Origin of the sequence: Pseudomonas tensinigenes (genome assembly GCF_014268445.2) — a bacterium.
GTDB classification, from domain to species: domain Bacteria; phylum Pseudomonadota; class Gammaproteobacteria; order Pseudomonadales; family Pseudomonadaceae; genus Aquipseudomonas; species Aquipseudomonas tensinigenes.
The window spans coordinates 1769188-1790010 of the sequence record NZ_CP077089.1; the positions used below are offsets into that span (position 1 = coordinate 1769188).

General features: G+C 58.1%; 13 protein-coding genes and 1 riboswitch. Of the genes, 4 read left to right on the forward strand and 9 right to left on the reverse strand.

The window, feature by feature from the left end; translation table 11 throughout:
- Positions 1-26: 26 nt before the first annotated feature.
- The 9 genes from HU718_RS07845 to HU718_RS07885 form a co-directional block, all read right to left on the reverse strand.
- Positions 27-257: a cysteine-rich CWC family protein gene (locus HU718_RS07845; protein ID WP_064119704.1), complete on the reverse strand. Its 231-nt coding sequence runs from the start codon at positions 255-257 to the stop codon at positions 27-29.
- A complete protein-coding gene (locus HU718_RS07850; protein ID WP_186612662.1) occupies positions 250-1737 on the reverse strand; it encodes a sensor domain-containing diguanylate cyclase in 1488 nt (495 codons plus the stop codon). The genes HU718_RS07845 and HU718_RS07850 overlap by 8 nt, the downstream gene beginning before the upstream one ends.
- A 385-nt stretch (positions 1738-2122) precedes the next feature.
- On the reverse strand, positions 2123-3895 hold the full coding sequence (gene atzF, locus HU718_RS07855) for an allophanate hydrolase (protein ID WP_186612664.1): 1773 nt from the start codon (positions 3893-3895) through the stop codon (positions 2123-2125).
- A 24-nt stretch (positions 3896-3919) separates the two neighbouring features.
- Entirely contained in the window at positions 3920-7567 is a 3648-nt protein-coding gene (uca, locus tag HU718_RS07860) for an urea carboxylase (protein ID WP_186612667.1), read from the reverse strand.
- A 280-nt stretch (positions 7568-7847) separates the two neighbouring features.
- On the reverse strand, positions 7848-8489 hold the full coding sequence (locus HU718_RS07865) for an urea amidolyase associated protein UAAP2 (RefSeq protein ID WP_150730336.1): 642 nt from the start codon (positions 8487-8489) through the stop codon (positions 7848-7850).
- 11 nt (positions 8490-8500) lie between these two features.
- The gene (locus HU718_RS07870; RefSeq protein WP_186612776.1) at positions 8501-9226 is read right to left on the reverse strand and encodes an urea amidolyase associated protein UAAP1; all 726 of its coding nucleotides are present in this window, start codon (positions 9224-9226) and stop codon (positions 8501-8503) included.
- Positions 9227-9251: 25 nt separating this feature from the next.
- Positions 9252-10040, reverse strand: coding sequence for an ABC transporter ATP-binding protein (locus tag HU718_RS07875; protein ID WP_186612669.1), 789 nt, complete (start codon positions 10038-10040; stop codon positions 9252-9254).
- Entirely contained in the window at positions 10037-10852 is an 816-nt protein-coding gene (locus HU718_RS07880; protein WP_150795527.1) for an ABC transporter permease, read from the reverse strand. Before HU718_RS07880 ends, HU718_RS07875 begins: the two co-directional genes overlap by 4 nt.
- Before the next feature lie 18 nt (positions 10853-10870).
- Positions 10871-11938 (reverse strand): putative urea ABC transporter substrate-binding protein, encoded by a 1068-nt coding sequence (locus HU718_RS07885; protein ID WP_186612671.1) that lies wholly within the window; start codon positions 11936-11938, stop codon positions 10871-10873.
- Between the two features lie 63 nt (positions 11939-12001).
- Positions 12002-12102, reverse strand: a riboswitch (guanidine-I (ykkC/yxkD leader).
- Between the two features lie 442 nt (positions 12103-12544).
- Here HU718_RS07885 and HU718_RS07890 point away from each other — a divergent pair.
- The 4 genes from HU718_RS07890 (at position 12545) to HU718_RS07905 (ending at position 20815) form a co-directional block, all read left to right on the forward strand.
- Positions 12545-12952: a hypothetical protein gene (locus tag HU718_RS07890; RefSeq protein WP_064388490.1), complete on the forward strand. Its 408-nt coding sequence runs from the start codon at positions 12545-12547 to the stop codon at positions 12950-12952.
- Between the two features lie 195 nt (positions 12953-13147).
- Positions 13148-14392, forward strand: a complete 1245-nt coding sequence (locus tag HU718_RS07895) for a glycosyltransferase family 4 protein (RefSeq protein ID WP_186612675.1) — start codon at positions 13148-13150, stop codon at positions 14390-14392.
- Position 14393: 1 nt separating this feature from the next.
- Complete coding sequence (locus HU718_RS07900) at positions 14394-15248, forward strand: hypothetical protein (protein ID WP_186612677.1); 855 nt, start codon at positions 14394-14396, stop codon at positions 15246-15248.
- Positions 15249-15250: 2 nt separating this feature from the next.
- Positions 15251-20815, forward strand: coding sequence for a calcium-binding protein (locus tag HU718_RS07905; RefSeq protein WP_186612679.1), 5565 nt, complete (start codon positions 15251-15253; stop codon positions 20813-20815).
- Positions 20816-20823: the final 8 nt, after the last annotated feature.

Here is a 20823-nt window from a genome sequence, read left to right on the forward strand (position 1 = left end):
TTCAGTGAGTGGGGGGGGGGCGCATCTTACGGGATCGGCCGCTTGGCCGCTTGCAGTTGCGCCTCGACCTGCGCGCAACGCGGGCACAGGCAGGATTGGTTGCGCAGTTCTGGCGGCAGCGCTTCAAGCACGGCCGGATCGATGCTCACGCCATAGCACCAGCATTCGCGGTCGGCGGTGCGCGGGTCGGCGAGGCTGCAGTCGTTGCGGGCGCCGCAGGCCGGGCAATGGTCGGGTTTAACGTCGGAATCAGGCATAAGTCGAGTGAGGCATTTCCACGCAGGTGCGGTTGCGGCCGGTGTGTTTGGCCCGGTACATCGCATGATCGGCCCGTGACAGCAGGCTGTGCAAGGTGTCATCGCGTTGCAGAGTGGTGGCGCCGATGCTCACTGTCAGATTGAGGCGATGGCCGTCGTAGGCATATTCGTGTTGTTCGACGTGTTGGCGGATCTTCTCGGCAATTTTCTGACCGGTGTCGCCGTCGGTGTCCTTCAGTAAAACGATAAATTCCTCACCGCCCCAGCGGCAGACAATGTCGGCATGGCGCAGGCAACTTTGCAGGTCGCGGGCAAAACCGATCAGCACCTGATCGCCGGCCATGTGCCCGTAAGTGTCGTTCAACACTTTGAAGTGATCGAGGTCGAGCAGCAACGCCGTTAGTGGTTTGGTTTCGCGTTGGGCTTCGTGCAGGGCTTGTGCGGCGAGAATGTCGAAGCCACGGCGGTTGGGCAGTTCTGTGAGGCTGTCGAGGGTGGCCTGAGCCTGGATTTTGCTTTGATAGCGTTTGATCACGCGGTTGAGCAGCGCCAGCACAATCAGCGTCACCAGCAGGCAGATCAGCAGATTCAGGTACAGAGACTGACGGATTTCACTCAGCGCGCCATCTTCGCGTTTATCAACAAACAGATACCAGTTCAGCTCCGGGATAAACCTCACGTTGAGGAAATGCCCTTGCCCATGAGCGGAATATTCGTAGCTGCCGCTGTGGGGTTTCGGCAACTGGCTGACCAGACTTTTCATGCTTTCGAGTTCGCCGAGACTCTTGCCGATGTGCGCGCCTTCAGGCCCGCCGTCGGCGCCGGTCAACACCAGTCGGCCGAAGGTGTCGACGAAGTACACGCTGCGTTGATAGCGCTGTTGATATTTGTCGATCAGCTTGATCACCGCGTCCACGGTCAGGCCGACGCCCGCCGCACCGATGAAACGGTTGTGGTAGTCGTAAACCTTGTAGTTGATGAAGAAGGTCAGGTTGTCCTTGTTGGCCAGATCCGGGTCGACGTTGATCTCATACGGGTCCTTCATGTCGCGCACACGGAAGTACCAGGCGTCGCGCGGTTCGTCGACCTTGACCTGCTTGAGCACGCCTTTGGCGTGGTAGTAGGTGTGCGTGCTGTTGGAGACGAAGAACGCGGTGTAGGCGCCGTAATGGGTCATGACTTCGTCGAGGTAACGGGTCATTTGCTCGGGATTCTGCTCGCCATTGACCACCCAGTCGCGCATGAAGGTGTCGCGGGACATCATCGAGGAAATCAGGATCGGCCGGACGAGGTCTTTCTGGATTTCCGAGTAGACCGTGTCGGATGTCAGCGGCAGTTCGGTGTTGACGATGTTGTCGCGGATCGACGCGCGGGAGGCGTAGTAGCTGAGTAACGACGTGGCGAGGAAACCGGCGCCGAGCAGGGCGATCAGCGTCAGGACCAGCGAGCGTTGCGAGTACAGGGGAGAACGAAGCGGCATGGCAGTTCCGTTGGCAGTGGCCCGATGGCATGCATTCTAGTGGGATGGCCGGGAAAAGACTGCGGGATTTATGCCTGAAATGGCGGGGGATATGACGTTGAGGGTGTGTCAGCAGGATCGCTCCCTCACCCCAGCCCTCTCCCGGAGGGAGAGGGAGCTAAATTGTGGTGATTTCAAAAATTGTGTTCGGCTCGGCATCACCGAATGGCAACTATCTTAAAAACACCTCGGTCAGTCCCTTCGCCCTCCGGGAGAGGGGTCTAAATTGTGGTGATTTCAAAAATTGTGTTCGGCTCGGTATCACCGAATGGCAACTATCTTAAAAACACCTCGGTCAGTCCCCTCTCCCTCCGGGAGAGGGCTAGGGTGAGGGTTGGTTTCCGGATCAGTTCCGAGTCTCAAGATACGCCCGCCAGCCCCCCAAATGGCTGATGTCCAGCGCACCCTCCAGTCCATACGGCTCACAAATAAACCCGCTCTCCCAACGCCCATCCGCCAGTTGCACCTTGCCCAATCCAAGCGGTGCCGGAATCCCGGTGAGGAACGAGCCCAATTCACTGCTCGGCAATTCCCACACCTCCACCGCAATCGCCACACCGCCATCCTTCACTCGCACCATGCCCGGCCGCAGCGGCGGGCCGCCGGCCAACGCATACAGTTGATAATCCGGTGAGCTCAACGTCGTCTCCAGCAAGCGCCCACCCCGCTGGGTCAGTTGCCAGTTCAGTGCCAACCCCTGCAGATGCGCGCCACACACCACGATGCGTGCGCGATCATGGCGTGCAACGTTCGCGGGCGTTGGCAATGCCGTGTTCTGCTGACGCTGCAGCGCATCGGCCACACTCAGCAAATATTGATCGGTGAACGCCCGGCCAAACAGCGTCACGCCCCACGGCAAACCGTTGGCCATAAACCCGCTCGGCACGGCGACGGCGGCGTAGTCGAGCAGGTTCATGAAGTTGGTGTAGTAACCCAGTTCTGAATTGCGCAGCACCGGTTCGGCTTGCAGTTCGGCCAGCGTCACCGGGCGGCCAATGGTCGGTGTGAGCACGCATTCGAGGCCTTCGAGGGCCTGATCGCACAGCGCCTTCAAGGTTTGCAGCTGATACTGCGCGCGGAAGGTCTGCACGCCGCTCACCGCCGGGGCCTTGGCCAGCACGGCGCGAATCACCGGCAGAACGGCTTCGGGATTCTGTTCCATCAACTCGCCCGCCACGCTATAGCGCTCGGCGACCCACGGCCCCTCGTAAAGCAAACGCGCGGCTTCAAGGAATGGTGACAGGTCCAGCTCGACCGCTTCGCCACCCAAGGCCTTGAGCCGGTCGATGGCATCGCCAAACAACAGCGGGCCTTCGACGCAGCCGAAAAACTCAAGATCCTGCGCATGCGGCACGCCGAAACGAAATGCCCGTGGCGCACCAAACGCCGAGCCGTCATTCCACGATGGATTGCGACGGCTGTATTCGTCGCGCGGATCAAGCTTGGCGGTCAGCGCAAGCAACTGACTGGCCTCACGCGCCGTCGCGGTAAACGTCGTCACGCAGTCGAGCGTACGACACGCCGGCAGCACGCCGGCGGTGGAGATCAGCCCTTTGCTCGCCTTCAATCCAACCAGATTATTCAGCGCCGCCGGCACCCGACCGGAGCCTGCGGTATCGGTGCCCAAGGCAAAACTTGCCACACCCAGCGCCACCGCCAGCGACGAACCGGCGCTGGAACCGCCGGACGGATACTCCGTCAACACACTGTTGGGGCACGCGCCATACGGCGAGCGGCTGCCATTGAGCCCCGTGGCAAATTGATCGAGATTGGTCTTGCCCAACGGAATCGCACCCAACGTGATCAACTGCTCGACGAGGGTCGCCGAGCGCTCCGGCACATAAGCAAAGTCCGGGCACGCGGCCGTGGTGGGAATACCGGCCAGATCGATATTGTCCTTGATCGCAAACGGCACGCCGTACAGCGGCAGGCTATCGAGCTCGCGACCGTCGAGAGCGGCGAGATAGGGCTCCAGTTCGGCGACGCTGAGCAGGTGGATGAACAGGTGATAATCCGGGTTCAGCGCGGCAGCTTTCTCGCGCAGTTTCAGCAGCAGTTGGCGCGGTGTGGTGTCGCCATTGCGATAGGCCTGGCGCAGTACATCGAGTTGCAGATTCATGAGTTGATCCTTATCCAATTGGCTTCAGTCGAGTTCCAGCACCACGACCCGTTGTCCGGCGCGCACCGCTGAACCGGGTTGCACGCGAATCTCGCGCACCACCCCGGCCATCGGCGCGAGTACCGGGATTTCCATCTTCATCGACTCGAGAATCACCAGCACATCGCCCGCCGCGACACGGCTGCCGGCCTCGACCTGCACCTGCCAGAGATTGCCGGCAATGTGGCTGTCGACGCTATGTTCACCGTCGGCTAGTGGCGTATCTTCGCTGGTTTGCGCCACGGCTTCTTCGCTGTCGAAATGCGCCTGACCGCTGGCGATCCAGCGTTCACGCTCAGCATTGAAGGCGCCCTGTTGCTGGGCACGAAAGGCGTTGATGCCTACGGCTTCACGATTGAGAAAAGCCTGATAATCGGCGAGGTTGAGCTGGCTGTGTTCGATGTTGAGATCGAAGCGCCCGAGTGGAAAATCCCTGCGGATGCGTAGCAGTTCTTCGGCGCTGACCGGGTAGAAACGAATCTGATCGAAGAAGCGCAGCAGCCACGGTTTACCGTCGAACGCGGCGACTTCGCGGTAGCGATTCCACATCTGCAAGGTGCGCCCGACAAACTGATAACCGCCGGGGCCTTCCATGCCGTACACGCACATGTAGGCGCCGCCGATGCCCACCGAGTTTTCGGCCGTCCAGGTGCGTGCCGGGTTGTATTTGGTCGTGACCAGGCGATGGCGCGGATCCAGCGGCGTGGCCACCGGTGCACCGAGATAGACATCGCCGAGCCCCATCACCAGATAGCTCGCATCGAACACCGTGCGCTGCACTTCGTCGAGGTTCGGCAGGTCGTTGATGCGGCGAATGAACTCCAGATTGCTCGGGCACCACGGCGCGTCCTTGCGCACGGTGGTCATGTATTTTTCGATGGCCAATTGGCAGGCCGGGTCGTCCCACGACAACGGCAAATGCACGATGCGTGACGGCACTTGCAGATCGTTGGCCGCGCACACCGTGTCCCACTCGCCGGCGATGATGCCGAGCAGATCGGCCAGTGGCAGTTGCTCGGGCTGGTAGTGGATTTGCAATGAGCGAATACCGGGGGTGAGGTCGATCACGCCGTGCAGGGATTTGCTTTCCAGTGCCTGCATGAGGGCATGGGCGCGGAAGCGCAGGACGAGGTTGAGCTCAGGTTCGCCGATTTCCAACAACAAATGCGTATCCCCGGAGACCCGCGCGACAAGCCGCACATCCCCCTGACCCAACTCCAACACCACAGGTGACATCAAACCCTGTGGGAGCGAGCCTGCTCGCGAATGCGCTGGGTCAATCAATTCTGATGTGTCTGAAATATCGCCTTCGCGAGCAGGCTCGCTCCCACAGGGGGCATCCCATTTCAGGGCGAGATCGCGAGCGGTTTTTAGATTGACGGGGATGAACCGGATTTTATCGCCAGCCTTGAGCTGCCCCAGTTGCCACAGATCCGCCTCGATTACCGTCACCGGGCAGACAAACCCGCCGAGGCTCGGGCCATCGGGGCCGAGGATCACCGGCATGTCACCGGTGAAATCCACCGCACCAATGGCATACGGATTGTCGTGAATGTTTGACGGATGCAACCCGGCTTCACCACCGTCCGCGCGCACCCATTCCGGCTTCGGCCCGATCAGGCGAACACCGGTGCGGCTGGAGTTGAAATGCACTTCCCACTGGGTTTCAAAAAAAGTGCCGATGTAATTTTCGGTGAAATATTCCGGCGCAGCGTGCGGGCCGTAAATCACCCGAATCTGCCGCACCGCCGGCAACTCGAAAATGTGCTGGAGTGCCAGTTGTTGACCGCTGCTACGGTCGGCCAGCGCAGGCACATGCAACACATCCCCAGCGCGCAACGCACGACCACCATGCCCACCAAACTGACCCAGCGTGAAGGTGCTTTTACTGCCCAGATAATCCGGCACCTGCAAGCCGCCGCGCAGGCACAGATAACTGCGTGCCCCGGCGCCACTGATGCTGCCCAGATGCAACGTTGCGCCCGCCGGGATCAGCAGCGCGGTGTTCATCGGCACGCTTGCACCTTCAAGCGTCAAGGCAATCGGCGCCCCCGTCACCGCGACCACTGCTGCGCAGTTGAAGCGCAGCAAAGGCCCGCTCATGGTGATTTCCAGCGCCGCCGCGCCTTCAGCATTGCCAAGCAGACGATTGCCCAGACGCAACGCGCGGCTGTCCATCGGCCCCGACGGCGGTACACCGACCGCCCAGTAGCCGAGGCGACCGGGATAGTCCTGCACGCTGGTTTGCGTGCCGGCGCTGAGCACATCGAAGGTGTTGGCGCGATAGACCAGACCTTCCAGGCAACGGGTCCACGGCTCGCCGCTGGCGAACGGCGTGTCGAGGAGAATCTGCCGCAGGTAATCGCGGTTGGTTTCGACGCCGTACAACAGACTGTCGCCCAACGCTTGATGCAACTCGGCTCGCGCCTGTTCGCGGGTCGGCGCCCAGGTGATGACTTTGGCAATCATTGGATCGAAATACGGCGGGATCTCGCAGCCAGCCTCGACCCAGGTATCGATGCGCAGTTGAATGCCGTTGGCCGGCGGGAATTCCACGGCCGTCAGCAAGCCTGGGCTCGGCTGAAAATCGCGGCCCGGGTCTTCTGCATAAAGCCGTGCCTGAATCGCATGGCCTTCAGGTTGCAAACCACGTATGAGCTCGCTCAGCGGCGGCAGATCACCGGCCGCTAACTCGACCATCCAGCGCACCAGATCGACGCCCCAGACTTGTTCAGTGACGCCATGCTCCACCTGCAATCGCGTGTTCACTTCAAGAAAATAGAAACGCTGCGCCTCGCTGTCGAAGACGAATTCCACCGTGCCGGCGCTGCGGTAGTTCACCGCTTTCGCCAGTTTGATCGCCGCTGCGCACAGCTCATCGGCCATGCCATCCGGCAGGTTCGGCGCCGGGGTTTCTTCGAGGACTTTCTGATTGCGCCGCTGCACTGAGCAGTCGCGCACGCCGAGGGCGATGACCTCACCGCGACCGTCACCGAACACCTGCACTTCCAGATGACGGGCACGCTGGATGTACTTTTCGATGAACACCCCGGCGTCGCTGAAATTGTTCTGACCGAGGCGTTTCACCGCTTCGAACGACTCGCTCAGTTCGCTGGCGCTACGGCACACGCGCATGCCGATGCCGCCACCGCCGGCGGTGCTTTTCAGCATCACCGGGTAGCCGACCTGTTCAACGGCAATCAGCGCAGCGTCGAGGCTGTCGAGCAGTTCGGTGCCTTCGAGCATGGGCACGCCGTGCTGTTTGGCGAGGGCGCGGGCGGTGTGTTTGAGGCCGAACACGCGAAGTTGCTCCGGCGTCGGACCGATGAAAGCGATGTCGTGTGCTTCGCAGGCTTCGGCGAACGCGGCGTTTTCCGAGAGAAATCCGTAGCCGGGATGGATCGCCGTGGCGCCGCTTTGTTTGGCGATGGCGAGGATTTTGTCGACCGCCAGATAAGTGCCGGCGGCGGCGCCTTCACCGAGGCTGTGGGCTTCGTCGGCGTGCAGGATGTGCAGGCTGGCGGCGTCGGCTTCGGAATACACGGCCACACCTTTGACCTGCAGTGAGGCAAGGGTGCGCAGAATGCGGCAGGCGATCGCGCCACGATTGGCAATGAGGACTTTTTCGAACATGGCATAACCCCTGAAGGGGAAGCGGGCCGTCCCGCCGTTTTTCGACAGACATCCGGGCCGTCCCGGATGAAAAAAACAGGTCTTCCAAACCACTTCAGATCCCTTGTGGGAGCGAGCCTGTTCGCGAAGGCGTTGGATCAGCCGCATCAATGCTGAATGACACACCGCATTCGCGAGCAGGCTCGCTCCCACAGGGCTTAGGGGTGTCTGGGGGATTTCAGGCACTGCCCGGAGCGCGCCTGGCACAGGGCAAACAACCAACGGCGCAAACGACTGATTTTCAGTTCCATACCAGCAGCTCCGCAGGTGTCGGGTTATAGGCGTTGCACGGGTTGTTCAGTTGCGGACAGTTGGAAATCAGCACGATGACATCCATCTCCGCACGCAAATCAACGTACTTGCCCGGCGCCGAAATCCCGTCCTCGAAGGTCAGCCCGCCATCCGCCGTGACCGGCACATTCATGAAGAAATTGATGTTCGGCCCGATGTCGCCTTTGCTCAGTCGCCCATCATGGACGCAGGCGCGCAGGTAGTTGTCGCGGCAGCTGTGCATGTAGCGCTTTTCCAGGGCATAGCGCACGGTGTTGCTCTCTTGCGCGCAGGCACCGCCGAGGGTGTCGTGGCGTCCGCAGGTGTCGGCGACGATGGTCAGCATCGCGTGGCCGAGGTTGGAATAGAGCACGCTGCCGGTGCTCAGGTAGACGCTGTTCTGCCGACGCAAGGTGCGCTGCACGTCGTAGCGTTCCTTGGGATTGGCGAGGCTGTAGAACAAGGTATCGATGGCCTGATTGCCTTCCAGGTCGAGGATGCGCAGGGTCTGGCCGGCCTTGACCTCCATCAGCCAGGGTTCACCGGCCGGGATCGTGGCGCGGTAAACCGCAGCCTCGGGTTGTTTTTGCGAAGTGGCGATAGCAACTGACATGGCAGCGATCCTCAGGCGAACAAACGGTCGGTGTTGATAAAGCCGCGCTCATTTTCCGGGCGCGAGGTGCGGCAGTGTTCGGCAACGCTGGCGTCGGCGTTCATCCAGCTCAGCTTCAGTGGTTTCGGTACGTATTCGGGGGACGGGTCCATTGGATGTTGCAGAGCGGTGAGCACCACCAGCGTGTCCATCGGCGCGTACAGTTCGATGTAGTCGCCGGCCTTGGAATTGCCCTCGACGAAGTGGAAACGCCCGGCCTCATCGACGTTCACGCGGCTGAACAGGTTGAGCGTCATCAGCAGATCGGACAGGCCCAGCCCCCACTTGCCGAGCTCCACCAGCAGGTTGTCGGTGCCGTTGCGGAAGAAGCCGTTGCGCAGTTCCTGATAGCGGCCCTGGCCGTACTTTTCTGCGACCTCTTCAGCGCAGAGCACACCGCCGAGGCTGTCGCTCCAGCCGCAGGTGTCGGCGGTGATTGCGGCCAGCACGCGGCCCATGTCCGAGTACAGACAATGGCCACTGGTCAGCTTGGCGGTGTGTTGGCATTTGAGGCTGTCGGGCAGGTTCAGCCGCTCGGTTTTTTCATTGGCGTTGAGCAGGGTCAGGCTGACGTTGGCGCCGCCGCGCAGATCGGTCAGGCGCAGCAATTGGCCGCGCTTCAACACGAAGGAACGGTGGCCGCCACCGGGGAGCATTTCTTCGGTAAACGGTGGGAACAGTTGAGTCGAATCGGTCATCGGCTTATTCATTGAAGAAGTCCTCTCAAGCGGTGCGAAGGGCGCCTGCCAGTGGTAACGGCAGGGCGTCGACGGCGGCGCGTTGGGCGCGGCGGTCGCTGTTCAAAGGGATGTCGTAGGTGATGCGTGCGCCATAGGCGCCGGGGGCGTGCGGGTCGAGACGCACCTTGTCGAACACCAGCAGACGCGTGCCGAGGCTGAAGCCTTCGGACAGGTCATGGGTGACCATGAACACCGTCAGTTTCGTCTCGCGCCACAACTCCAGCAGCAACGCGTGCATGTCTTTGCGGATGCCCGGATCGAGCGCGCCGAACGGTTCGTCGAGCAGCAACACGCGTGGTTTCATGATCAGTGCCTGAGCAATCGCCAACCTTTGCTGCATGCCGCCGGACAGCTGCGCCGGGTATTTGTCGAGGGCATGGCCGAGGCCGACTTTGTCCAGCAATGCCGCAGCCTGTTCGCGCGCCTCGCGTTTGGCGCTACCGAACAGCCGGCCGAGCAACGGTGCACGCGGCAGTTCGAGGCCGAGGGCGACGTTGTCCAGCACGCTCAAATGCGGGAACACCGAGTAGCGCTGGAACACCACGCCACGGCTGGCATCCGGTTCGCTGGCCAGCGGTTGACCGTCGAGCAGAATCTCGCCGCGACTTGCCGTTTCCTGGCCGAGCAGCAGGCGCAGAAACGTCGATTTGCCGCAACCGGATGCGCCGACCAAGGTGCAAAACTCACCTTCGTTGACGTTCAGGTTCAAGCCTTCCAGCACCACTTGATCGGCGTATTGCTGCCAGACGTTTTTTACCGTGATGAAGCTCATTTGGCCGCCCCCTCGTACCAAGGGAAGGCGCGACGGGTCAGGTACTTCAGGCCCCAATCCATCAGCCAGGCGAGGAGGGTGATCCACACCACGTACGGCAGAATCACGTCCATCGCCAGATAACGCCGGACCAGAAAAATCCGGTAGCCGAGGCCGTCGGTGGAGGCAATCGCTTCGGCGGCAATCAGGAACAGCCACGCCGAGCCGAGCATCAGCCGCAACGAGATCAGCAAGCGTGGCAGCAACTGCGGCAGTACCACGCGCAGCATCAGCGTCCAGGTCGAGGCGCCGAGGGTCTGCGCCTTGATCAGCAGTTCGACGGGAATTTCCCGGGCGCGTTGTTCGAGGTCGCGAGCAAGCGCCGGGGTAATGCCGATGACAATCAGCATGACTTTCGACAACTCGCCCAGACCGAAAACGATGAACAGAATCGGCAGGATCGCCAGCGGCGGCACCATCGACAGCACCGTCAGCAGTGGCGACAACGGTGCGCCGAACAGCGGCAGCGTGCCGGCGGCGATGCCCAGGCACAGCCCGGCCAGCGCAGCAATACCGAGGCCGATGGCCAGACGCCGCAGACTCGACGCGGTGTCCTGCCACAACAGGTAGTCACCGGTGCGGCTGTCGGCATTCAAGGCCAAGCGTTTGACCGCGTCGGTCATCTGCACGGCGCTGGGCAGCAGTTTGTCGTTGGGGTTGTCCGCCAGGCGCTCGGCCGAGCCCATGAAGTAGGCGAACAGCAGCAGAGCGAACGGCAGGATCACCAACAACAGGCGACTGGGGCGATCCGGGTGGCGATTGATCAGGCGCATGGCCAAATCCTCCGTGGCTTACAGCTTGGCGTCGGCGGCCATCTGCACGTAAGTCGGATCGAAACGCAGCTTGAGGTTGCCGGTGTCGCCGCTGGTCACGCCGTTGGCGAAGGCCATGCCGACCGCGCTGGTGTCTTTCGCGCCTTCGCCGAGCAAGCCGTGCTGGAAGGAGAACTCGGCGACCTTGCGCATGGTTTCCGGCAGTTGCTTGCTCGTGGCAAAGTTCAGCGCTTCGCTTGGCGTGGCGAACAGTTTGGTGGTGTCGAGTTGCGCCTGGAATCCGGCCAGATCAGTGCCCGAGGCTTTGGCCATGTGCTCCAGCGCAGCTTTGCTCGCGGCGTTCTTGGCGTTCATGAGCTCGACCACTTCGAACCACGCACCGGTCAGTGCTTTGCCCAGCGCCGGGTTGTCTTTGAGGGTGGCGCTGTTGACCACCATCATGTCCATGATCTCGCCGGGAATCTGGCTGGAGTTGAACACTTCGGTCACGCCCGGTTTGGCCTTGATGTCCGAGAGCATCGGGTTCCAGGTGGTCACGGCGTTGACTTGCGCGGTGTTGAAAGCGGCGGAGATGTCGGCGTCGGAAGTGTTGACCACTTTCAGGTCTTTTTCGGTCAGATCGACCGAGTCCAGCGCGCGGGCCAGCAGGTAGTGCGAGACCGACAGTTCGACCAGGTTGACGTCCATGCCCTTGAGGTCGGCGACTTTTTTGCCGTCGCCCTTGAGGACGATGCCGTCGTTGCCGTTGGAGAAATCGCTGATGATCAGCGCGGTGCTGTCGACGCCGCCCGCCGCTGGAATGGTCAGTGCGTCCATGTTGGTCATGGTGCAGCCGTCGAACTGGCCGGCGGTGTACTGGTTGATCGATTCGACGTAGTCGTTGAGCTGCACGACGTCGATCTTGATCCCGTACTTCTTCGCCCATTTGTCGACGATGCCCTGGCTGCCGGCGTATTCCCATGGCATCCAGCCGGCGTAAATCGTCCAGCACACGCTGAAGTGATCTTTCTGGGCGGCGGGGGCTTGGCTGCTGATGAGCGCGGCGAAGGCGGCGGCGAGCAGGGCGGGCAAACGTAGTCGGGTCATGGTGGATTCTCCAGTTGATCAAGGGCGGACAGGAAGGCAACGCGGCACCGCGAACGGTGGCTTGTCTCCCGGGCTTTTGTCCCGCCGTGTAACCTCAACTGGAGGTCGCCAACTCTCGGACCAGCCACTCGCGAATGCGAGCCGGAACCCTAGTCAGCCATTGCAAATTGTGGTGCCGCGAACCTGTGATGACTCCTGCACGGGTTTGCTAAAGCGAGACGCGTGCCAAGTCGCGTCAGGCGCTCTGGCACGGGCGCGCGGGTTGCTTAGGGTTGGCGGCGAGGGCGCTGAGGCGCTTTGTGTTGGTGCGCGGCTGCACCGTGATGCAGCGCGTTTGCCGCTGATCCGATGGTGTGCGCCGTTGGCATCGCGGCGGTTACGGACGGGGTTATCACGGCGGCGGATATCACGGTGGTCACCATTAATCAGCGGCTGAATGACGGCGTTTTTGCGGATGAACAAGGTTTCATAGATCACTTGTTTCAACTTGTTGCAGGAACGCACCAGATGCCGAAAACGCTGTCTGATTTTTCGACAGTCACCGATTAAATGACTGTCGCCTGCCAGCGTCGCTGGTGTGGCCAACCCGCGGTCCAGGAGGCCGCCATGTATAGACGAATTCTTCTGCTTGCTGCGTTGATGTTTTCCGTTGCCGGTTGCGTCCCGTACTCCTACGCTGACTCGTATTACAGTTCAGAGGTCTACACCTCACCCGCACCGGCCTACTACAACACGGGTGGCACGTATTACAACGGTGGCAGCAGGTATTACGCGCAGCCACGCTATTACCAACCAGCCCCGCGGTATTACCAGCAACCGCGCTATTACCAATCGGCGCCGCGTTACTATCAACCGGCCCCGCGTCACTACGAAAGCCGTCGCTGGCACGGCAATGATCGCGGACGCTGGGATGGCCACCGTCGCGGTGGTTGGGACAACGATCACCGCGGTCGTGGCAACTACGACCGACACAGCGGACGTGGCGACCACAACGGTCGTGGCAATCGCTGGTAAATCCACGCAAAAGAAAGCGGCGCTATTAGCGCCGCTTTTTTATGCCCGTCGAAAAGTCGCCCGATTAGCCATCTCCTAGGGTATTCCCAGACGCTTCCTACAGTTTCATTTCCTTGCATTTGTTAGCGTTTGTTCCTGCCGATCGAGGTGAGCAAAACTCAGTTCAATAGCGGCGAATAAACGGACGATGCCGCTATGAAGCTTCTTGTGATTCACCAAAACTTTCCGGGCCAGTTCCGTCATGTGGTGCTGGCGGCGATTGACAGGCGTTATGAGGTTTTGGCGATAGGTCGGGATACGGCGCCGGGTATCGCTGGGGTGAAAATATATCGATACCGCGCTGCCAGCCGAGCACCGGGCGGTATTCACCCCTACCTGACCCGTTACGAACAAGCGGTGACTGATGGACAGAAGGTTTTGGAAATTCTGCGCAGGCTGAAACATTCGGGTTATCGGCCGGACGTAATTCTCGCTCATCCCGGGTGGGGGGAAACGCTCTTCGTCAAGGATGTCTATCCTGACACGCCGCTTGTTCACTATTGCGAATATTACTATCGAGCGCAGGGCGCGGATTCCGGGTTCGACCCTGAATTCCCGCGAGCCCCAAGGGATTCATCAAGGCTGCGAATACTCAATTCGCTGCATCTTTTGAATCTTGAGCAATGTGACATTGCGATTGCGCCTACGCGGTGGCAGCGCAGTCTGTTTCCTGCAGCGTATCAATCGGCCATTCGGGTTGTTCACGAGGGCGTCATTCAACGTTCTTGCTTGGCGAAAGTCAGGGCAGTCAGGTTGCCCAATGGAGTCGAACTGAGAGCCGGGCAGCCGATCGTTACTTATGTCGCGAGGAATCTTGAGCCTTATCGCGGGTTTCATAGTTTTATGCGAGCGATTCCGCCTATTCAGGCTGAGTGTCCCGATGTGCAGATAATCATAGTGGGCGGTGATGACGTCAGTTACGGGTGTAAGCCGGTTGGCTATGCAAATTGGCGCAGCAGGATGGAGGCAGAGGTAAGTTTCGATCATTCCACCGTTCATTTCACAGGGAAGCTTCCATACCAGACTTACCGGGCAGTTCTGCAATGTTCAAAGGTTCATGTTTATTTGACGTATCCGTTTGTTTTGTCGTGGTCGTTACTGGAGGCGATGGCCTCTGGGTGTGTGGTAGTAGCGTCGGATACGGCTCCGGTAAGGGAGGTGATCGTTGATGGTCACAATGGATTGCTGGTGGACTTCTTCGATCATCACGCTATTGCCAAACGTATTGCCAGGGTTCTTGAATCCGCTGGTGAGTACGACCGCCTTCGCAGCGCTGCGAAGTTGACGGCGAGCAGATTCGATGTGGAGTGCGGCACGAAAAAATACTTCGAGGTATTTGAAAGCGCAACATCCGGGTATCTCAAGAAACAGCCTGTTCCTCAGTTTGACAGGGAGATTTGAAATGCTCCGGATGTCGCGCAAGCAATGGGTTAAATGGTTTAAGAAGTTTTTTAAGTGCGGCTTGTTTGTTTATGTCTGTTACTGCGTGGTGGGTTTTTATATCCGTGAAGAAGAAGTCGCCGAGGCGATGGCAATCTATTACGCGGATCAGGAGGCCTGTCAAAAGAAGCTGGCGAGTATGAAGCAGGTGCCCATACTGGGCGGCAGCTATGTGGATAAGACTCTGGTGCCGGAGTTTTATGTTGGCATGCCTGAATTGGCGAATAAGAAAGCCTGCCTTGCCAATACGCTCAAGGGGCATTTCTGGTGGACCGGGACGGAGATACGCTCGTACTACGATCAGAGTGTAAAGCCGATTCCTGAAAGTTGGCGTCTTTATAAAGTGAGCGTCGGGCTTTATACAAGAAAAGAGACTACTGAGCCCCATGAGCGGGGCTATCGACACGTCAACTGGCCGGATGAATTGATTGTAAAGCTAAAAAATTATCCGGGACTGGAGCTTTGGCTTAATGCACCTCCGCCGCATTTCAAGAATGAGGGGGTCGTTAGAACGTTTGTCATTACTGGCTGGTCGCGGCGTGATGGAACACCTCGATTAATAAATTGTGACGGCTTGATACGTCCGGCTTCCGAGGAAGAACTGACTGGCAAGAAACTGGCAAAGTTCAGCAGAACTGAACTGGAGAATCTGGATTTTGGAAAGTTGAGTTTTTTTTGCACAGTGGAGTTACACAGCTTTGATTTTTCCGGGGGGCACGGTCGCGTAAGTCTCCGACTTTCCTCATTACGCGAAGCACCTGGGATGCTCAAGTTTCTCAGTGATTATCTTTCACGCGCTGTTATTACAAGGAAGTAACGATGAGTTATGTATTTAGCGATATGGAAAAAACAGAAATCTTTAATGCAGCCAATATTTGCAAAGGGATGAGGCTGCGCTCAGAAGAGATTCAGTACGAAGCGCTGGAGTTAGCAGGGACTGGCTGCGCTCCGCTGTATCAAAAGCTATTTGACATTATCGATGGAAGAGTTTCTGAAGTTTTCGCTGTTGATGAAGAGACTGCAAAAGTTCTGAATAGCGCCAGGCTCTGGCTTGCCGTGGCTATTGATGCCAACGGGGGAAACGGTGCCTACTCCGCCCTGATTCGCGGCTATACCTCGCGCCAAGGCGAATTGAGACTGAATAAAATCTTCAGTGAAGACCTGATGCAGCTGTCATCCAATCAAGTCGCCGTCAATTTCATCAATACCCTGATCGACGGATCCCTTGCTGATCGATTAGCACCCTGGACGGTTCCGTCCATTAGCCAGATCGCAGAAATCGATGCCAGCGCGATTGGCGAGGCTCTGTTTAGTAAGGTTTGCGGGGAGGACGATACAGCCGTGAAACGCAATGCCGGTTGGTCCGGGACAGTCGGATTCAGCCTGTTGGGTGGAGCGCCGCCCTATGAAACCTGGAGATTGATCTCCGCGGGTGATTCGCAAGGGGAAGATGGCGGCCCGCCGACTCAAGCAAAAGCCAACAGGCTCGATGACTATAAAAATATTCTGTTCGCCATCGATTCATACAGTGTCGGCCTGCGGGCGGCGATCAGCAATTTCGGCGTCAATCCATTGCAAAGTCTGCTTTCCGTCGTGCCGGAGCAAATCAATATCGCGCTCGCCAGTGGCAGCCTCAATCCGCTGATTCAGCATGTAGTGAAAGGCACGCCGGTTTCCGTCGTGGTCGACCTGATACTGCGCTATGGCCAGAACGAATTCCTGGACATGTTCAAGCGCACCTACGAAGGCGATTCAGCAGCGCCGCCTACCACCGATGAAGCCTTCGCCACCAACGCTTACGCATTCTTCTCGGCATTTTCACCCGAGCAGTCCCAAAGCATCGTCACCCGATCAATCGGCGAATACGGAAACGCGGATTCATGGGCAAAACTGGCTGGGGAGTCGACCCCCGTCGGCCTGTCGTTGCGCAATTCCCTGAAGCAGCTCAGTGAAATCGTCATTGAACGCGATGACGGTTATCCCGGACGCGGACTGGAGCTCTACGATCCGCTGACCGGCGAAGGTTTCATCACCGCGCAATGGCTCGCCGATCGTGCGCAAATGTTGGCCCGGTTGATTGCCCGAACCCAGGGCTCGTTTGGAGAACAATCGCTGCAGAAGTTTTCCTACTCCGATCTCGCCTCAGCCAAACAGGTGCCGATGACCACCGGTGTGTTGAACCCGCTGGTCATGTTCGGTGATGACGGCGCGCGGTCTTTCGCGGGCGGTGCGAACACTGATCATCTGTATGGCGGCGCGGGCAATGACACGATCAACGGCCTGGCAGGTCACGATGTCATCGAGGGTGGACGCGGCAACGACTTGCTTGCCGGAGGCGACGGCAATGATGCGCTGTACGCAATGGCCGGTGATGATGTTTTGCTCGGAGGAAAGGGCAACGACACTTTGATCGGTGGCGCAGGCAGCGACCGCTATGAGTTTTCCAGCGGTGATGGCATCGATGAGATCTTCGACGCCAACGCCAATGGGCAGCTATGGATCAACGGCGCGCCGATTCCTTCACTCAAACGCCGCGCCCCTTTGAGCGATGTCTGGTCGACCGAGGATCAGGCCATTACCCTGACTCTCATCGAAGAACTCAGCGAACCCACGCTCAACATCAAATATGGCCTGAACGATCTCGTCGTTATCAAGAACTTCCGCCCCGGGATGCTGGGTATCCGACTTCCTGAATACCAAGACCCTACGGTCTCTGCTCCCGATCTGGTTCTCCAGGGCGACTGGAAAGCGAAAGATATCGACCCGAATGTTTCCGGTGATCAGTTCTCATACGATGAGTTGGGCAACGCCTTGCTATTGCCCAACGTAAAACAGAGAAACAAGGCCGATGTGCTCTACGGCTCTGCAAAAGACGACGTCATTCTCGGACTTGGTGGATCAGACCGATTGTTCGGCAAGGACGGAAACGATCAGTTGTTTGGGGATAAACGGACGACGCTCGAAAAGGCCATGGCCGCTGGTGACTCTAAAGGGAAAGCCGCTCGAGGCGATTGGCTTGACGGAGGCGCCGGCCACGATTTGCTCATCGGTACAGCATCCCAGGACGTGCTTCTGGGCGGTAACGATCGGGATACGCTGATTGGAGGTGCGGGAGATGACGTTTTATCAGGGGATGCAACGACCGGCGCGCTGGAGCAGAAATGGGGATTCAAACGCGTCGACGTTCTTATAGACGGCGGTGTCACCAGTCACCGAACTGTCTTTTCAAAGGCCTCCTTTAATAGTTCGACGCAGGGCGATAACGACGTTCTCTACGGTCAGGGCGGTCGCGATGTTCTCAATGGTGAATGGGGCGACGATCTGCTTGATGGCGGAACTGAGGATGACCTTCTTGGAGGGGATGGCGGGAATGACACGCTGGCCGGAGGAAGTGGTAACGACACAATGATGGGAGATAACCTCGACTGGGGCGGTGGCCTGCAAAGCAAACACCATGGCAATGATGTATTGGACGGTGGCAGTGGCGATGATCGGCTCGCTGGTAACGGTGGAAACGACGCGATTTATGGTGGTCCAGGCAATGACACTCTCAAGGGCGATGACGATGTACTGAACGGCGTTGCCGGTGACGCCGCCCATTTTTTTGGAAATGACCTGCTGGACGGTGGCGCGGGAGACGACAAACTCTGGGGCGGTGGGGCGGACGATCTGCTGTTCGGAGGTGAGGGTAACGACGTGCTGGCCGGGGATTATGCTGAGCACCCGATTCGTTATCACGGTAATGATTTACTCGATGGCGGAACGGGCGATGACACACTTCAGGGAATGGGTGGCTCCGATACCCTGATCGGTGGGGCAGGAGCTGACGCGCTGGATGGTGATGTGTCCAACCTGCAGTCAGGTGGAATCAACAATGATTACCTTCAAGGCGATGAAGGAAACGATACCCTTCTGGGAGGCTTGGGCGCCGACACGCTTTATGGCGGCGCTGATGATGACATTTTATCCGGCGACTACGAGCAGACAGCCGAGGCTGAACACGGCGCAGATTATCTGGACGGTGGTTCAGGCAACGATACCCTGCTGGGCGGTGGTGGCAACGACACTTTGTTGGGCGGGGAGGGTGTAGACCACCTTCGTGGAGATTCAGGCAATAACGTTTTTGATGGCGGGGCCGGTAACGACGTGATGGAGGGCCATGACGGCGCTGATCTTTACTATTTCGGGGTGGGTGATGGTCTTGACGTTATCACCGATTCAGGTGGCAGCAATGTCATCAAGTTCGGTGCCGGGTTCTCTGCGGAAAGTCTGAAAGCCGACATCATTGATGTTTCCGTAGGCCGGGTATTGCGGCTGTTCAATGGTGAGGGGGACGCCATCCTTATCAGGAATTATGAAGAATGGAAGAATTCAACGTTCACGTTTAGCGATGGTGTCATTCTCGGCTATCAAGAGGTCATGAAAAAAACGCTGCCAGCCGTAGATATCATCGAACCGCCAGCAGGGGAAGGAGTGCTGGCCAAAGAAGAAGATAAAGACATCATTGCAGACGAAGACCCGGTTGCTGTTCCGGGCCAATCAGGGATCGTTGTTCCTGGTGAGGAACGAAGTAATGCCATTGATCATAATGTTGGCTGGACAGACAGGTTCCTGGCGGAGCTCAAAGCAAAGCGCTCCGCAAGCAGGCATGCAACAGGCTTTACCTTGAGCAAACCAGGTGTCTGGGTTCGTAACCATATAACCACCAACGATACGGGTTATATCACCCACACTGATGTGATCGATGAAAGCATCGAAACGGGGGTATTGTCTGAAACGCCTCAATGGATGGGGTCTGCCACTGGCGATGCGGTATTTAGCGAAAGACAGTCAAGCTCTACATCCCAATCCAGTTTTCGAGAGGTAAAGAAAGAGGGCATTACGTCGCCGTTATTACTGGAGCCACGTTATTTTCGATCTGGCACTGCCAGCGGTTTTTCATTCAAAGTCGGCGACGTAATTATTGCAGATAGAACAGATTCAGGTGCTATCGAAGGATGGTACATCTATCCTGCTGAAAGTTTCACGGCGGGCGAAACTGTCCGCAAGGAATTTCGGCGGGATGTCACAACTGAAGCGATCAAACATAAAGTTGTCCACGGCGACGATGTCGGTGGGCGAGTTAATGTCGAAGTCGGCAATCTTTTCCAGGGTGGTGCAGGCGATGACCTGATCGTCGCCTATTCTGGTGTTCTACTTGATTACGACTATATTAATGACAGGATACCGGGTGCCTTTCTGTCCGCCGGGGCGGGCAATGATACCCTGCTCGGTTCTGAAGGCGCTGATTATTTATTGAGCGGCGCTGGGGATGACTACCTGTACGGTGAAAACGGTGCCGATACTTACATCGTGCAGGCACATGTTGGCGCAACGACCATTATCGCGGATGTGCTGAATCCGGTTTTTCTCCGACCTGAAGTAGGTGTTGCCGGATGGAAGGACGAGTATGGATTAGTCGATCAAGATACTGTCGTGCTTCCAGAGGACGCGACGCAGGAGAATTTGCAGCTCAGTTGGGGCGCAACACTCATTGAAACAGTGAATGTTGAGTTGGCAACTGATCCGCGTCGTGATGCCTATCGCCATCCGCCTCGGGCGAAAATGCTCTATTCGACACTCGATATTAAATGGGGTGGGTCGCAGAAAGTTCGCATTGTTCTACCCAATGCCGGAGATATTGAGGGTTCCGGTATCGAGGTTATAAAGTTTGCAGATGGATCAAGCGTTACTCTCAAAGAGCTGTTTGGCTCCAGTCAGCTGGGTCCTGCCCCGGATACTTATCACAATGGTCTGTTGGTCGATAATGCGGCCAGTGCCAAATCTATGAGAGATGGCCAAGCGCTCCCACTGGTGGGAAGTCACGGTAATGACACGCTAAGCGGCGCAGGTGAAATCAGAGGTATGCATGGACATGATGTGCTGATGGGGAGTGTCGACGATGATGTGCTGCTCGGCGGTCCCGGTAATGACACATTGTCTGGTGGTGCTGGCAACGATCTCTATAAATACGATGGTCTTGGAAGAGACTTGATTAACAATACCGGGGGTGGGATCGATGGAATCGATTTTTCTGGTGTGGGTATACCTATTGAACAATTAAGGTTTCATCGCGATCAGGATGATCTTGTCATAGTGGTCAGTTATGGCGTGGGCCCCAAGATTCGAGTGGCTAATCATTTTTCTGGAGGCGAAAGCGCGATTGGGTTCATAAGGGTTAGCGGTGAAGGAAAGGCAGTTCAAGACTACACCTCAATGCAAATTGCCGAACGACTGCATCCTCTTCCGCCGTTGCGGGATGTGGAGGATATTCTTGTAAAAGAAAACGAAGAATCGCACCTCGCTTTGGCCGAAATAATTCAGTTCTACGAACTGAACATGTGACCGCAATA